At 46.8% G+C, this 15,335-nt stretch carries 17 protein-coding genes; 16 read left to right on the top strand and 1 reads right to left on the bottom strand.

Translation table 11 applies throughout. The annotated features are described in order from the left end of the window. The first annotated feature begins 93 nt into the window (after positions 1-93). The 16 genes from fbp (at position 94) to QUB70_RS20525 (ending at position 14,893) form a co-directional block, all read left to right on the top strand. Positions 94-1,167 (top strand): class 1 fructose-bisphosphatase, encoded by a 1,074-nt coding sequence (fbp, locus tag QUB70_RS20600; protein ID WP_332983106.1) that lies wholly within the window; start codon positions 94-96, stop codon positions 1,165-1,167. Next, positions 1,115-1,288, top strand: coding sequence for a hypothetical protein (locus QUB70_RS20595; RefSeq protein WP_332983134.1), 174 nt, complete (start codon positions 1,115-1,117; stop codon positions 1,286-1,288). Before fbp ends, QUB70_RS20595 begins: the two co-directional genes overlap by 53 nt. A 248-nt stretch (positions 1,289-1,536) precedes the next feature. Next, the gene (tal, locus tag QUB70_RS20590) at positions 1,537-2,688 is read left to right on the top strand and encodes a transaldolase (RefSeq protein ID WP_332983105.1); all 1,152 of its coding nucleotides are present in this window, start codon (positions 1,537-1,539) and stop codon (positions 2,686-2,688) included. A gap of 212 nt (positions 2,689-2,900) precedes the next feature. After that, positions 2,901-3,710, top strand: coding sequence for a hypothetical protein (locus QUB70_RS20585; protein WP_332983104.1), 810 nt, complete (start codon positions 2,901-2,903; stop codon positions 3,708-3,710). Further along, positions 3,711-5,240, top strand: coding sequence for a glucose-6-phosphate dehydrogenase (gene zwf / locus QUB70_RS20580; RefSeq protein ID WP_332983103.1), 1,530 nt, complete (start codon positions 3,711-3,713; stop codon positions 5,238-5,240). It abuts the gene before it with no gap. Between the two features lie 247 nt (positions 5,241-5,487). Beyond that, entirely contained in the window at positions 5,488-6,852 is a 1,365-nt protein-coding gene (gene opcA, locus QUB70_RS20575) for a glucose-6-phosphate dehydrogenase assembly protein OpcA (RefSeq protein ID WP_332983102.1), read from the top strand. A gap of 235 nt (positions 6,853-7,087) precedes the next feature. Continuing rightward, positions 7,088-8,692 carry a cobyrinate a,c-diamide synthase gene (locus tag QUB70_RS20570; RefSeq protein ID WP_332983101.1) on the top strand — a complete coding sequence of 535 codons (1,605 nt, stop codon included), beginning with the start codon at positions 7,088-7,090 and terminating at the stop codon, positions 8,690-8,692. 166 nt (positions 8,693-8,858) lie between these two features. Continuing rightward, positions 8,859-9,350 (top strand): ureidoglycolate lyase, encoded by a 492-nt coding sequence (locus tag QUB70_RS20565; protein ID WP_332983100.1) that lies wholly within the window; start codon positions 8,859-8,861, stop codon positions 9,348-9,350. Between the two features lie 195 nt (positions 9,351-9,545). Then, entirely contained in the window at positions 9,546-10,811 is a 1,266-nt protein-coding gene (gene codA, locus QUB70_RS20560; protein ID WP_332983099.1) for a cytosine deaminase, read from the top strand. A 26-nt stretch (positions 10,812-10,837) separates the two neighbouring features. Then, positions 10,838-11,146, top strand: coding sequence for a hypothetical protein (locus QUB70_RS20555; protein WP_332983098.1), 309 nt, complete (start codon positions 10,838-10,840; stop codon positions 11,144-11,146). A gap of 11 nt (positions 11,147-11,157) precedes the next feature. Beyond that, positions 11,158-11,610: a hypothetical protein gene (locus tag QUB70_RS20550; RefSeq protein WP_332983097.1), complete on the top strand. Its 453-nt coding sequence runs from the start codon at positions 11,158-11,160 to the stop codon at positions 11,608-11,610. A 56-nt stretch (positions 11,611-11,666) separates the two neighbouring features. Next, entirely contained in the window at positions 11,667-11,984 is a 318-nt protein-coding gene (locus tag QUB70_RS20545) for a hypothetical protein (RefSeq protein ID WP_332983096.1), read from the top strand. Between the two features lie 11 nt (positions 11,985-11,995). Further along, the gene (locus QUB70_RS20540) at positions 11,996-12,448 is read left to right on the top strand and encodes a hypothetical protein (protein ID WP_332983094.1); all 453 of its coding nucleotides are present in this window, start codon (positions 11,996-11,998) and stop codon (positions 12,446-12,448) included. A 150-nt stretch (positions 12,449-12,598) separates the two neighbouring features. Continuing rightward, positions 12,599-13,108 carry a KGK domain-containing protein gene (locus QUB70_RS20535; protein ID WP_332983093.1) on the top strand — a complete coding sequence of 170 codons (510 nt, stop codon included), beginning with the start codon at positions 12,599-12,601 and terminating at the stop codon, positions 13,106-13,108. Between the two features lie 120 nt (positions 13,109-13,228). Next, on the top strand, positions 13,229-13,405 hold the full coding sequence (locus QUB70_RS20530; RefSeq protein WP_332983092.1) for a DUF4089 domain-containing protein: 177 nt from the start codon (positions 13,229-13,231) through the stop codon (positions 13,403-13,405). Between the two features lie 24 nt (positions 13,406-13,429). Beyond that, positions 13,430-14,893 carry an AtzE family amidohydrolase gene (locus QUB70_RS20525; protein ID WP_332983090.1) on the top strand — a complete coding sequence of 488 codons (1,464 nt, stop codon included), beginning with the start codon at positions 13,430-13,432 and terminating at the stop codon, positions 14,891-14,893. A gap of 11 nt (positions 14,894-14,904) precedes the next feature. On the opposite strand, the gene rpsU is transcribed toward QUB70_RS20525, so the two are convergent. Then, entirely contained in the window at positions 14,905-15,099 is a 195-nt protein-coding gene (rpsU, locus tag QUB70_RS20520) for a 30S ribosomal protein S21 (RefSeq protein ID WP_006632476.1), read from the bottom strand. Positions 15,100-15,335: the final 236 nt, after the last annotated feature.

Genomic DNA, 15,335 nt, shown 5'->3' with positions numbered 1-15,335 from the left:
GGACGATCGGTCTAATAGCCGATTCAGGAGCAAGTGTCAAGCACCTGAAAAATCCCAAATCCAGAGCCGCAAGACAGGGAGGTTATCGAAATCATGGTACAAGCGCCGACAGGGGAAACCCGCCTGGGCCCGATCGATCAGGTGCAAGCCTTAGACCGCGATTGCACGACTCTATCCCGTCACGTACTCCAGCAACTCCACAGCTTTTCAGCAGATGCTCAGGATCTCAGTGCCCTGATGAATCGCATCGGACTAGCTGCCAAGCTGATCGCGAGGCGGCTCAGCAGAGCCGGATTAATGGAAGATGCTTTAGGGTTTACAGGGGGTGTCAACGTGCAGGGAGAATCCGTCAAAAAGATGGATATCTATGCCAATGAAGTGTTTATCTCGGTATTCCAGCAAAGCGGACTTGTCTGCCGCTTGGCTTCGGAGGAAATGGAAAAACCCTATTACATTCCCGAAAATTGTCCGATCGGGCGTTACAGTTTGCTCTACGACCCCATAGATGGTTCTTCCAATCTTGACATCAATCTCGATGTCGGCTCAATCTTCAGCATCCGCAAGCAAGAGGGGGACGATGCAGACGGTTCTGCCTCCGACTTGCTGCAACACGGACACAAACAAATCGGCGCCGGCTACGTACTCTACGGGCCCAGTACCATACTGGTTTATTCGATCGGGCAAGGCGTTCATTCCTTTACCCTCGATCCCAGTTTGGGCGAGTTCATTTTAGCAACTGAAAACATTCAGGTTCCAGACAGCGGCCCGATTTACAGCGTTAATGAAGGCAACTTCTGGCAGTGGGAGGAATCTTTGAGAGATTACATTCGCTACGTGCACCGCAGTCAAGGCTACAGCGCCCGGTACGGCGGGGCTTTGGTGGGAGATTTCCACCGGATTTTGTTTCAGGGAGGCGTGTTTTTGTACCCGGGAACCGTGAAAAAACCCGAGGGCAAATTGCGTTTGCTCTACGAATCGGCTCCTTTGGCGTTTTTGATGGAACAAGCCGGCGGGCGGGCCAGTACCGGCACTCAAGACATCTTAGACGTAGTGCCGACCAAACTGCACGAGCGATCGCCCTTGATTATCGGCAGCAAAGAAAATGTAGCGCTGGTTGAGTCTTTTATTCAAGATCGATCGCGCAATCCTCGAACATTTTCCGAGTGAAGGAAGTTCGGCAACGGATGTAACGGATGTAACGGATGTAACGCCGGGAAGGAAGTTCGGCAACGGATGTAACGGATGTAACGGATGTAAAGCCGGGAAGGAAGTTCGGCAACGGATGTAACGGATGTAACGGATGTAACGGATGTAACGGATGTAACGCCGGGAAGAAAGTTCGGCAACGGATGTAACGGATGTAACGCCGGGAAGGAAGTTCGGCAGCGGATGTAACGGATGTAACGGATGTAACGCCGGGAAGGAAGCAAGAATGTTTTAATTCCCAGTTGCCAATTCTCAATTTCCAATTGCCAATTCTCAATTTCCAATTTCTAATTCCCAATTATCAAATATCAAATTGTAGGAGTTACAGTAATGACGGAAACAACAAAGAATCACCTGTTAGAAATCAAAGAAATTGGCCAAAGTATCTGGATGGACAATTTGACTCGCGATCTGATCGAGTCCGGCGAACTAAAACAGATGATTGAAAGTCGGGGACTGCGCGGGATTACATCTAATCCGGCTATTTTCGAGAAAGCGATCGCGGGTAATGTGATTTACGACGCGGATATCGAAGCTGGCATCCGGGCGGGTAAATCTGTACTCGAAATTTACGAAACTCTGGTGTTTGAAGATATCCGCAACGCTTGCGACATCTTCGCCCCAGTGTACGCAGAGTCCGACGGTTTGGACGGTTACATCAGCATCGAAGTGCCGCCGACGATCGCCAACGATACAGAAAGCACTATTAGCGAAGCCCTGCGCTATTACAAAGCCCTCGGCAAAGAAAACGTGATGATTAAGATTCCGGGAACCGCTCAAGGGTTGCCCGCAGTCGAGCGAGTCATCAGCGAAGGGATTAACGTTAACGTGACTTTGCTGTTCTCGGTTGACAGCTACGTCGAAACCTTCTGGGCTTACATTCGCGGTTTGGAAGCGCGGGCTGCTAAAGGTTTGGATATTAGCAATATTGCTTCTGTTGCCAGTTTCTTCTTGAGCCGGATCGACATCAATATCGACGGCAAGATTGACGAGAAACTTAAAAACGTTACCGATATTTCTACGAAAGCCAAACTGGAAGCGGTGAAGGGGAAAGTTGCGATCGCCAATGCGAAGGTAGCTTACCAGAAATATAAAGAGATTGTAGCGAGCGATCGCTGGCAAGCTTTAGCTGCCAAAGGAGCGAAAGTGCAGCGGCTGCTGTGGGCTTCCACCAGCACCAAAAACCCCAACTACAGCGATGTCATGTACGTTGATGAACTGATCGGCCCGGACACCGTTAACACTTTGCCGCCGAACACCGTCGAAGCTTGTTTCGACCACTGCGATGTCGCACCCCGGATTGAGACCAACGTTGCAGAAGCTTACACGCTGATCGAAAGTCTCAAAGATCCCGACATCGACATCAACTTGGACAAAGTGATGGCAGACTTGCTCTTGGAGGGGATTGATAAATTCGTCACCCCGTTCCAATCCCTGATGGATTCCTTGGAAGAGAAAGTTAAGAGGCTCGCGCCGGTGTAGAGAGCAGGTTTGTATCGGTAAGGGCAGAAACTCTCAGGAGTCATAATACATAATCATTTGGGTTCCGGGGCTCCTGAGAAAATGTCTGTCTGCAATCATTGAGGCGGCTGAGATTATGGAAAATTTGTGTACGAACGTACACAATTCCCTTGTCAAAGAATATCAAGTCCGCAAATTTCTGATTTTTCATACCTGACTGCTAAAGAAGTGTTATGTTAACTCCCCATACCATTCAACAAAGCGAGGAAGTCAACGCTCAACTGGATATCGCTGAACGGGCGAGGCTTCAACAACTCGAATCGATCGTAGAACAAGGACTTCACACTTTTTACGAAGTCGGCAAAGCTCTTGAGGAAATTCGGGAACAAAAACTGTACCGGGAAACCCACAAGAATTTTGAGGCTTATTGTCACGAAAAGTGGGGAATCACGAAACGAAGAGCTTATCAGTTCATTGACGCGGCTGAGATCGTGGAAAATTTGTGTACGAACGTACACAATTCCCTTGTTAAAGAATATCAAATCCGCCCATTAAAGGGATTGCCCCCCGAGGTACAGCTAGAAATTTGGAAAGAAGCAGTAGAGTCATCGCCTAATGGTATGCCTACTGGTTCAGCAGTTCAACGTTTGGTTGAACAGCGATTTCCATCGCTAGGAAGCGGGCGAACTGGCAAGGATGGTGCTTCAGAATTGGAGAAGTTGCGATCGGACAATCAGCGGCTCAGAGAGCAAATCCGATCGCAAAACAGAGAAAGGGATCGCCGTAGTGCTGCTGTGGCGTTGGAGTTGGAGCAGTTGAGGGCCGAAAACAGGCAGCTAAAAGCTGAACTGCGACAACGGGATAAAGATTGGGAAGTTCGACTGGCTGCTGAGAGAATAAAAATCCGGGCGGAAGTTAGAGAGCAAATGAAAGCTGAATATGAAGGGCAGATTAACTCTCTCACCCAGCAATTAGCAGAAATGACCGCCAACTATCAGGCTGTCTTGGCAAGATTAACAGCACTAGAAGCAAAAGGAAAATAAATGGTAACGCTACTTGAAAATCCACTGCGCGTCGGTTTGCGAAAAGAACGGGTGCCGGAACCGCAAATTCTGGTAATCTTCGGAGCTTCAGGGGATCTGACCCAGCGCAAACTGGTACCAGCAATTTATCAGATGAAGCGCGATCGGCGCTTGCCACCGGAAACTACCGTAGTGGGAGTAGCCCGCCGCCCTTGGAGTCACGATTACTTCCGAGAGCAAATGCGCGAAGGCATTGAAGAATTTGGCGGCGGCATTGGCAGTGAAGAATTTTGGCAAGATTTCGCTCAAGGTTTGTACTACTGTCCGGGCGACATTGATAACCCCGAAAGCTATGAAAAACTCAAAGCTTTCTTAGCGGAACTCGACGAAGAAAGGAGAACTCGCGGCAATCACATATTTTATCTCTCGGTTTCCCCGAACTTTTTCCCAGAAGCAATTAGGCAACTGGGCGCTGCTCAAATGCTGACCGATCCAGTAAAACACCGCTTGGTAATTGAAAAACCCTTCGGCCGCGACTTGAGTTCGGCAAAAGCTCTCAACCGAGTCGTGCAGAAGGTTTGCCAAGAACAGCAAGTTTACCGGATCGACCACTATTTGGGTAAAGAAACTGTTCAGAATTTAATGGTGTTCCGGTTTGCCAACGCGATTTTTGAACCGCTGTGGAACCGGCAATTTGTCGATCACGTACAAATTACAGTTGCAGAAACAGTAGGCGTAGAAGACCGGGCGGGTTACTACGAATCCTCTGGGGCCCTGCGGGATATGCTGCAAAACCACTTGATGCAGATTTTCTGTCTGACGGCGATGGAACCGCCGAATTCCCTGGACGCTGATAGCATCCGCACGGAAAAGATGAAAGTTCTGCAAGCAACTCGCTTAGCAGATTTGAATAACTTGGAGTTCTCAGCGATTCGCGGTCAATATTCCGCAGGGTGGATGAAGGGCAAACCCGTGCCGGGATATCACGAAGAACCGGGGGTTGCTCCCAACTCGACAACACCGACTTTTGTGGCGATGAAGTTTACGATCGACAACTGGCGCTGGCAGGGAGTGCCTTTTTACCTGCGGACGGGGAAGCGGTTGCCGAAAAAAGTCAGCGAAATTGCGATTCAGTTTCGCGAAGTGCCTCTGATGATTTTTCAGTCCGCAGCCCAACAAACTACCCCCAACGTTTTGACAATGCGCGTGCATCCCAACGAGGGGATTTCGCTGAGGTTTGAGGCGAAAATGCCGGGGCCGGATTTGCGGACGCGGACGGTGGATATGGATTTTAGTTACGGTGCTTCGTTTGGGGTGACATCTTCGGATGCTTACGATCGCCTGTTGATTGATTGTATGCTGGGCGACCAAACTTTGTTTACCCGTTCTGATGAAGTGGAAGAAGCTTGGCGGGTGGTAACGCCGGCGCTAATGGCTTGGGAATCGTCCAACGAACAGGAGTTGGTTCCTAAATACGAAGCGGGTACTTGGGAACCAGCGGAAGCAGAACTGCTAATGAACAGAGACGGCCGCAAGTGGCGCAGACTTTAAGAGTTATTAGTCATTAGTCATTAGTCATTAGTCAGCAGTAGTTATGAAAGGAATTGAATTGCCAAAATTCGCTCTCCCTAACAGGAAATACATCTGCGTTAATCTGCGTTAATCTGCGGTTTCGTCTTCTTGAATCCAAGATTTATGCAATTCAAATTTACTAATGACCAATGACTAATGACCAATGACCCATGACCAATGACCCATGACCAATGATTAATAACTAATAAGAAAGGAGACAAGATTTATGACGATGACACCGATAAAAGCTCCGCCTCTGGTTTCGCTGCAAAGTCCTAAAGATGTGTCGATCGACCAAATAGAGGCAGAACTCAGTAAAATCTGGGAAAGTTACAAAGAATCTGGGTCAAAGGGCGATTTTCCGATCGCGACTAGGGCAACAACTTTTACTTTTGTAGTCTACGAACCGGAAGAAACTCAACAGTTATTGGGGGATCTGGGGTTTTACGAGGGGCCGATCGACGGTATTAGCGGGCCGATGACGGCATCTAGCATCAGGGCGGCTCAAAAAGCTTACGGAATGGCGAGAACTGGCAAACCTAGCGCTGAATTACTGGCAATGTTGCGGGAAGAAGTGGCTCGCAAAAATTCCAGTGGCGAGCTTTTGGGCCCGACTGGCTTGGGTTCAGGCGGTTCGGGGGTGGCTGACGCGATTGTGGCTGCCAACCCCTGCCGGATTATTGCTCTGTGCCCGACGGGGGGGGAAGATACGGGCGTGCAGGCTCAAGTGGCTGCTTATTGTCCGGTTCACAAGCGCAGCAGTGGCAATCTGATCTGCTGCGAGTACATTACGCTGCGGGGTACGGAAGCTGCTCTGGAACGGGTGAGTGGCATTGTGACGGCGCTGATGATTGCGGATTTACCAAAGTTGGTGTGGTGGAAAGCGAATCCAGATGCCGATCGAGATTTGTTCCAGCGGCTGGCGGCAACTAGCAGTTCTGTGATTATCGACTCTAGCAGTTTTGCGGAGCCTGAAGCGGAATTGCTGGTGATGCAAAGTCTGATCGAGGAAGGAATTCCGATCGCCGATCTGAATTGGCGCCGGTTGGCCGCGTGGCAAGAGTTGGCGGCTGAGGCTTTTGACGCCCCGGAACGTCGGGCGGCAATTCAAGAGATCGATCGAGTGACGATCGATTACGAACAGGGCAATTCTACTCAAGCGCTAATGTATTTGGGCTGGCTGGCGAGCCGGCTTCAGTGGCGTCCGGTTGCTTTCAAACAGGAAGAGGGCGATTACCAAATCAAGCGAATTAAATTCGCGGGTGCGGACGAACGGGTTGTCGAAGCCGAGTTGGGTGCTATTCCTACTGCTGATTCGGGCGATGTCCCGGGCGATTTGATTGCTCTGCGTTTGAATTCTACAAACGAGAAAGCTGACTGCGGTACGGTTCTGTGTTCGGAAACCGGGGGCTGTATGCGGATGGAAATGAAGGGTGGCGCTCAAACCGATCGATTTAACCAGGTGACTCCTCTGTTTGACCAAGTGACAGAACAGTTGCTAGGCCAACACTTGCAGAGTTGGGGCCGAGATATGCTTTACGAGGAAAGTTTGGCAGTGACGGCTCAAATACTGAAGTTGGCTAAGCGGTAAAAGAAGTTCGGCAACGGATTGTGTAGCGGATGTAGCGGATGGATGGAATAAGGAGAAAGGAATAAGGAATTGAGTTAATATTAAGTGGGGTAGGCAATGTCTGCCCTACTTTTTTGATAGAGCCGGTCAACCGCAGATCCAAGGCAGATTAACGGAGATTAACGCAGATAATTTCAATAATTGAGAGGGAATACTTGCAATTAGATTCTATTATTTATTGTAACTAACTAGAACTATGACTTTAGTAATTGCTGGCGAACGCAGCGGGGCGGGAAAGACCACTGTAACGATCGCCCTTTTAGCTTATTTAATCCGCCGCGGCTTGAATGTTCAATCTTTTAAGGTTGGTCCCGATTACATTGACCCGATGTTTCATGCTTTTGTTACTGGTCGCCCCTGTCGCAATTTAGACCCGGTATTAACGTCTGAATGTTATGTAAAAAAGTGTTTTTCTCGTCATATTCAAGATGTCGATTATGCCTTAGTTGAAGGGGTGATGGGACTATTTGATGGTGTTTCTCGGAAGAAAGAAGAAGAAAGTTCGGCAACGGATTTCGTAACGGATGTAACGGATAGAAGTTCGGCAACGGTTGTACGAAATGTAAAGGATTTAACAGATTTAACGGATTTAAGAAAGCCAGAAGAAAAACAACACTATTCTATTTCCTTTGCTTCTACGGCTCATGTTGCTTATTTGCTGAATTTGCCGGTATTGTTTGCGATCGATTGCAGCAGGCTCTCTGGTTCTGTGGCTGCGATCGCCCACGGTTTTCGTTCTTTTAACCCTGACCTTAAATTCGCTGGTTTGGTGCTGAATCGGGTGGCGAGCGATCGACATTTGGAACTGCTTCAAGATGCTCTCAAACCGCTCAATTTACCTATTTTGGGCGTTTTGCGTAGGGATGAGGCTGTTACTATTCCCGATCGACATTTGGGGCTGATTCCGGCCCAGGAGTTGCCGAATCTTCATGCTGCGATCGATAAACTGGCTGATTTGGCTGCTGTTAGTTTTGACTGGGAGCAACTTTTGCCTTTGTTGGCTGCAACTCGAAATGGGGGGGGTGAGGGGTCTGAGCAACTTTTGGGTAGGCACAGTCTCCCTTCGGTTATTATAACTCAAAAAGATGATGTTGTCAACAGTTTGGGAAAACAATTTGGAGTGAGGATTGCGGTTGCGCGCGATCGGGCTTTTAATTTTTACTATCAGGACAATCTTGATTTGTTGGAAGAGTTGGGTGCCGAGTTGGTATTTTGGAGCCCGCTTGATGATGCGGTTTTTCCTGACAATGTGCAAGGGTTATATTTTGGTGGTGGTTTTCCCGAAGTGTTTGCTCAAAAATTGAGCGGTAATGTTTTAATTCGGGATGCGGTAAGAAGTGCGATTTTTTCTGGAATGCCGACTTATGCGGAGTGTGGCGGTTTGATGTATTTGTGCGATTCTATTGTAGACTTCGATGGCAATTCTTGGCAAGGGGTAGGAGTGTTGAAAACTGCTGCTGTGATGGGAAAGCGTTTGACGCTGGGATACCGAGAAGCTGTGGCGGTGAGGGATAGTTCGGTGTTAACTGCTCTTGATGAGGTTTGGGGACATGAGTTTCATCGATCGCACTTAACTGTGGAACCGATTAATCCAGTTTATCACAGTTGGAGGTACGGGAAGCGGGGGGAAGTTGAGGCGGTTGCTGAAGGTTGGGGAGTTTGTCGGGTGCACGCTTCTTATTTGCATTTGCACTGGGGTGCTCGTCGTGATATTCCGGCTCGTTTTTTGCAGCAGTGCGCTGATTTTGATTGTAAGGTTGATACGGAGACCGCAGATGTCAGGCAGATTAACACAGATTAACGCGGATAAATTTCAAGAAGGGCGATCAAATGAAAGCAATCTTGTTTATTTTCTTATGGGATGAGTAGAAAGGTTTGTTTTTGTTTCTGTTGAAGGTAGAAATAAAGTGGTCTTACTATTTATATTAGAATATTTATGACGGAGAAAGCTAGGGAGGTTGGGAGTTATGAGCGAATCAATTTCAACTAAGCAGTTGTTTGCACAATGGGTGACACCGGAGAATTTTCGGAGTTACGGTCAAGTTATCTTTGCGGCTGTTGATGGTAAGTCTTTCGATGCTGAGGATGCTCAGTTAAGTTTGCAAAAGGGTATTCCTAGATTTTACATTATGCGGCTCCACCATAAAGGTCGCAAGTTTGGCAAAATTACGCGACACGTTCAATGTACTCAGTGTTTGGGTTCTTTGGATGGTAAGGATTGGTTGATGGCGGTTGCGCCTCCTGGGGATAGCTATAAACCGAGTTTAGAGGATATGGCTGCTTTTCGGATTCCGGGCAATTGTTTTATTAAGTTAGATGTGGGGACTTGGCACGCTGGGCCGTATTTTGATGCGGATTTTGTTGATTTTTACAATCTGGAATTGAGCGATACTAATGTGGTTGACCATTTTACCTTTGATTTGGTGAAACATCACAATCTGGAGTTTGAGATTGTCTGATATGGGCGATTTGTAGTTGCGCTTTTTTCTGGGTGATTATGGTTATGGGTGGGTTTTTTGAGCAAGAGTTTTTAACCGCAGAGGGCGCAGAGGACGCAGAGGGGGAGAAGGAGGGGGTTAGCAAGTGGTTGGGGAATGCTTTTGGCTTCAGTAGGAAGGATAAAGTTTACGAGTATTAAAATAGGTGCAATTGTCATGCCTGAGCAAAAGTATAGCATTGTTCTGCGCCAATGTCGTTTGTTAGGTGCGATCGACAGTCAAACAGTAGATATCGCTATTGATGGGGACAAAATAGCCGCCGTATCGACGCAGATTTCCGAATTGGGAGAATCCGAAATTGATGTTGGAGGCAAATTAGTCACTCCCCCCTTTGTGGAGTCGCACATTCACCTCGATTCGGCTTTGACTGCGGGGGAACCGCGATGGAATCAAAGCGGCACTTTGTTTGAGGGAATTCAAATCTGGGGGGAACGAAAGCAAAGTTTAACTCTGGATGATGTCAAAAAACGGGCGGTTGAAACTTTAAGGCTGCAAGCGTCTCAAGGGATTTTGTTTGTCAGGAGTCACGCTGATGTTAGCGAACCGACGCTGACTGCTTTGCAAGGACTTTTGGAAGTTCGAGAACAAGTCAAAGATTGGATGACTCTGCAAGTTGTGGCTTTTCCCCAAGACGGGATTTACGGAAGTCCAGAAAATGACAAACTTTTAGAGAAATCTCTGGATATGGGTGCGGATGCTGTGGGCGGGATTCCGCATTATGAGTTGACGCGGGAAGATGGGGTGAAGTCGGTTGAGCGAATTTTTGAACTTGCTGAAAAATACAATAGATTAATAGATGTTCACTGCGATGAAATTGATGATGAACAGTCGAGATTTTTGGAAGTTGTAGCAGCTTGTGCGATTAGAAGCGGGGCTGGTTCGCGGGTGACGGCTAGCCACACGACGGCTTTCGGTTCTTATAACAATGCTTATGCTTTTAAGCTGATGGGAAGTTTGGCAAAATCGGGAATTAATTTTATTGCCAATCCTTTAATTAATATCACCCTGCAAGGCCGCGCGGATACTTATCCCAAACGCCGTGGGGTGACGCGGGTTAAGGAGTTGTGGCAACAGGGATTGAATGTGAGTTTTGGTCACGACTGCGTGCAAGATCCTTGGTATAGTTTAGGTACGGGAAATATGTTGGATGTCGCTCACATGGCGGTTCATGTTTGTCAGATGACGGGAATGGCCCAGATTGCAGCTTGTTTTAATATGGTTACTGTCAACGGTGCTAAAACTCTCAATCTGGGAGATGATAATTATGGGATAGAGGCGGGGAAACCTGCAAATTTGATTGTGTTGGATGCTGATGATTGTTATGATGCAATTAGGAGGCGTGCTGCGGTTCGGTATGTGATTTCGCAGGGAAAGTTGCTGGCGGAAACTGTGCCAGCGCAAATTAGTTTTTATGATGTTTGACAAACAATATTTAAAGCTGTTAAATTGTGAATCAAGGTGCTATTCCCGATGAGAGTCCGATAAATTTGCAGGAGCAACTGCTACTGCAAGATGCTAAGGCTGGTAATTGCAAAGTAATTCGTCGCGGTACAGATAGATTGTTGGGGGATGCGCCGAGACTTATTGCTGTTTATGGCGGGAATTCTGAAGATTGGGATAAAATGACAAGTATTGAGGCTTTTGAAATTAATGGAGCTTCCGTACAAGTTCATTGGTTTCGGAACAGTCAGACTCTTCAAGATGTGGAGTTTAAGTTCAAGCGACAGTATCCCAAAATTGCTCCTAAAAATTTGTAGGTCATCAAGTTATGAAAATTCGTTGTATTGCTAATACGGGTGAATCTCTTCCTGAGAAATATATAGATCCGCCACGCGGTTACACTAAAAAAATTAAGTTGGCATTAACAATAGGCAAAGAATATGTTGTTTACGCTATACGAGAATGGCAAGGTAGTATTTGGTACTACATCTGCGACGATATTTTTAGCTATTATCCGATGGAGAATCCGGCACCGATGTTTGAAGTGGTTGACAGTAGGGTTTCTAAGTATTGGCGGTTTGAAGTTTCGCCCAATGGCTTGTTAATGATAGCGTTTGAACAGTGGTTTACCGATCCTTATTTTTATGATAAGCTGACGGATCAGGAAGAGGCGGAGGTTGAGATTTTTGATAAGGTTAAGGAATTGATGGATGCTGAAGATTTTGATTTTCCTCCCCTGGATGTTGGCGTTGAGAAGTTGCGGGAAACTGTCAGTGTTTGAGTGGGGGAAATTTGTTTTAATGATATTTGACAAATCACATTTGAAAATGTTAAATTATGAGTCAAGGCGCTATTCCCGATGAGAGTCCGATAAATTTGCAGGAGCAACTGCTACTGCAAGATGCTAAGGCTGGTAATTGTAGAGCAATTCAGGGCGGGCCTGACGATATACTAGGGGATGTTTCCAGACTTGTTGCCCTCTATGGAGGTAATCCCGAAGACTGGTACAAAATAACCAGCATTCAGGCTTTTGTAATTAATGGAGCTTCCGTACAAGTACACTGGTTTGAAAATACTGAAAATGCAAAAATTTTCCAACAAGTTGAATTAAAATTCAAACGACAATATCCTAAAATAGCCCCTAAAAATTTATAGGTAGACAAGTTATGATTGTTCGCTGTATTGCTAATACTGGGGAAGTTCTACCGGAAAATTATATTGATCCGGCCCGAGGTTATACTAAAAAGGTTGAATTGCCGTTGACTGTTGGCAAGGAATATGTTGTTTATGCAATCCGCTCGTGGCAGGGAATAGTTTGGTACTATATTTGTGATGATAATTACAGTTATTATCCCATACAGACTCCGGCACCGCTGTTTGAAGTAGTTGATAACCGAGTTTCTAAGTATTGGCAGTTTATGCTTGACCCGAATGGGGTGTTAAGGTTTGCTTTTGAGCAGTGGTTTACTGACCCTTGTTTTTATGATAAGCTGACGGATCAGGAAGAGGCGGAGGTTGAGATTTTCGAGAAGGTTAAGGAATTGATGGATGCTGAGGATTTTACTTTGCCTCCGCTTGATGTTGCAGTTGAGAAGTTGCGGGAAACTGTCAGTGTTTGAGTGGGAAACAAACATCGAAGCTGGCTGAGTTTATGAAATCTGCTAAGCAAGCAGACATAAAAAAGGTTAAGATAGTGGTATTCCTAAAGTGGACACTCCCACGGGAACATTTGTAACTCCTGCTTCTACAAGTATGATATTTAAATATAAATGACAGAATCACATTTTATGAATGATAAATTTCAACCAATAGACCGCGATGATGATGTTTTGTTGTTCGATAACAATAATACATTTACCGTTGGCAAATTTAAGGATTTAATGAGTAAACAATTTCAGGAAAAATTTTTAATAAGTTATCAAAAGAAACCAGCTTATCGCGGTGGTTTTCATGAAGAACGTACTGATATCAAATTAGATTTAAGCACTATTTCCTTTGATTCAGGAAGTTTTATATGCAGTGAAATTCAATGGAAATGTATAAAAGCAGTAAATTGTAAACTTCTTAAAGTGGGTTCTGGAGGATGGCAGGAAGGAAAATTGAGAGTGCAGGCAAAAGTGGTAAATTCATGTTATGAAAATGATGATTATAAAAACTATAATAAAGCGGCTATTGATATATGTATAGAATTCAGTCCCGATCTACCAAATGAACCTATATCGCCTTTAGATGATATCAGACAATCCGAGGAATACAAAAAACTGAGCAATAATAACTGACAGCCCGATCGCGCTTACAATACAATAATCGATCGCACTTATATCTGAATCTTAGATTTTCAACCGCAGATGGGGGCGGATGTACGCGGATGAACGCTGATGTTTTTTTGGGAGGGACTCATGGTAAATGTAGAAGAATATGTCGATCGCACCGCTGAACTGATAAACTTACCGTTAGATCCAGAACATCGGCCCGGTGTTGTGGTAAACTTTGAAAGGATAGCTGCGATCGCCCGACTCGTTACTGAGTTTCCTTTACCCCGAGAAGTGGAAGTCGCGCCGGTGTTTGAACCTTAGTTTTTTAACCGCAGATGAGGGCAGATGTACGCGGATGAACGCAGATGTTTTTTGGAGAGGGCTGATGCGGTTGCTACGGCAGCGGCTGTTAAATCGGGTAAGGTTACGGCTACACTGGCGGTAAATGCTGCTTTGGAACGGATTGCTGTTAAGGATAAAGCTTTTAATTGCTTTACTGCAATCACTGCATCAAGCGCACTCGCAGCAGCCGAAAAGATAGATAATTCGATCGCAAATAACGAAAACCCAGGCCCTTTAGCAGGCGTTCCCTTCGCTGTCAAAAACCTGTTCGACATCGGCGGAATTACTACTCTAGCTGGGTCGAAAATCAACGCTGACAATCCTCCCGCTACCCAGGACGCGGCGGTGGTCGCCAGACTCAAACAAGCCGGGGCTGTGCTCGTGGGTACGCTCAACATGGACGAGTACGCCTACGGTTTTGTGACGGAAAACAGCCACTACGGGCCCACGCGCAATCCCCGCGATACTGCGCGCATCGCCGGCGGTTCCAGCGGCGGTTCCGCAGCAGCAGTCGCCGCCGGTTTTGTACCCTTCACTCTCGGTTCTGATACTAACGGTTCCATCCGCGTACCGGCTGCTTTGTGCGGTGTCTTTGGCTTTAAGCCTACTTACGGCCGTTTGTCGAGGGCCGGCGCTTATTTATTTTCGAGTAGTTTGGATTGTGTGGGGCCGTTTGGGCGATCGCTCCGAGACATCGCGCTGCTGTACGATATCCTGCAAGGCCCTGATTCTCGCGACCCAGTTTGCACTCAACGCCCGCCAGAACTTTGTTCGCCGCAGTTAAATCAAGGCATCGAAGGATTGCGAATTGCTGTTGCTGACGGGTATTTCGCTACAGGAACTCAACCGGAAGCAATGGATGCTGTAGAAATAGTTGCCAAGGCCTTGACAAATGTCTTGGATTGTGGTAATGGCACAAAAAAAACAACAAACCCCCCAAAAATAGGGGGGCTTGCAACTGTCACCATACCGGAATCCGATCGCGCCCGGGCTGCGGCGTTTATCATTACCGCTTGCGAGGGGGGAAACTTGCATTTAGACAATTTGCGATCGCGCCCTCAAGACTTCGATCCTGCCACGCGCGATCGTTTTTTAGCGGGAACCCTGATCCCTGCGACTTGGTACTTGCAAGCCCAGAGATTCAGACAGTGGTACCGCGATCGAATTCGCGAAATATTCCAACAAACAGACATCATCCTCGCACCCGCAACCCCGATAGCTGCCCCTGAAATTGGCGTCGAGAAAATGGTAATAGCCGGACAAGAAATCTTAGTGCGTCCCAATCTCGGACTGTTCACCCAACCCCTATCATTTATTGGCTTGCCCGTTCTTTGCGTGCCCGTACAGCGGCCCGGCGCTTTGCCCTTGGGGGTACAAATTATTGGTGCTCCCTACAGCGAAGCGGTGATTCTCCGAGTCGCTGCGGTACTAGAATCGCAAGGCATTATATCTGCCGAATCAATTTAGTGCTAATAATTCTAGGGTTTGTTATTGCGGTGAAAGCGTCTCTTAGTCCTTCTGGCAATAGCTTTGCGCTTCTGCTTTTCCAACGGGGTTTCAAAGTGGCGGTGCTTTCTCATGTCGGGGAAAATACCCGCTTTGGAGACTTGTCGCTTAAACCGTCGCAGGGCTGACTCAATCCCTTCATTTTCGCCTATTACAACTTGGGTCATTCTTTCTCCTTAGTGTTTGTCAGATCAAGTTTTATCATATCAAGCTTTTTGACCGCGCGACCTGTTGAAGGTCGGGCGATCGGCCAAAACCCCAAAATCATACCAGAAAATTGGTTCGGAGTGAGGACTTCAGTCCTTAGACTTCTTGCAAAAGTCCTTTGGCTCTCCTGAACTTGTGGTGATAATTTTATCTAATCAGAAAAACAAGCTAATACGCGATTTCTGAAATTATGAAA

Source organism: Microcoleus sp. A003_D6 (genome assembly GCF_036702825.1).
Lineage (GTDB): Bacteria > Cyanobacteriota > Cyanobacteriia > Cyanobacteriales > Microcoleaceae > Microcoleus.
This window is presented reverse-complemented; position numbering and strand designations above follow the sequence as displayed.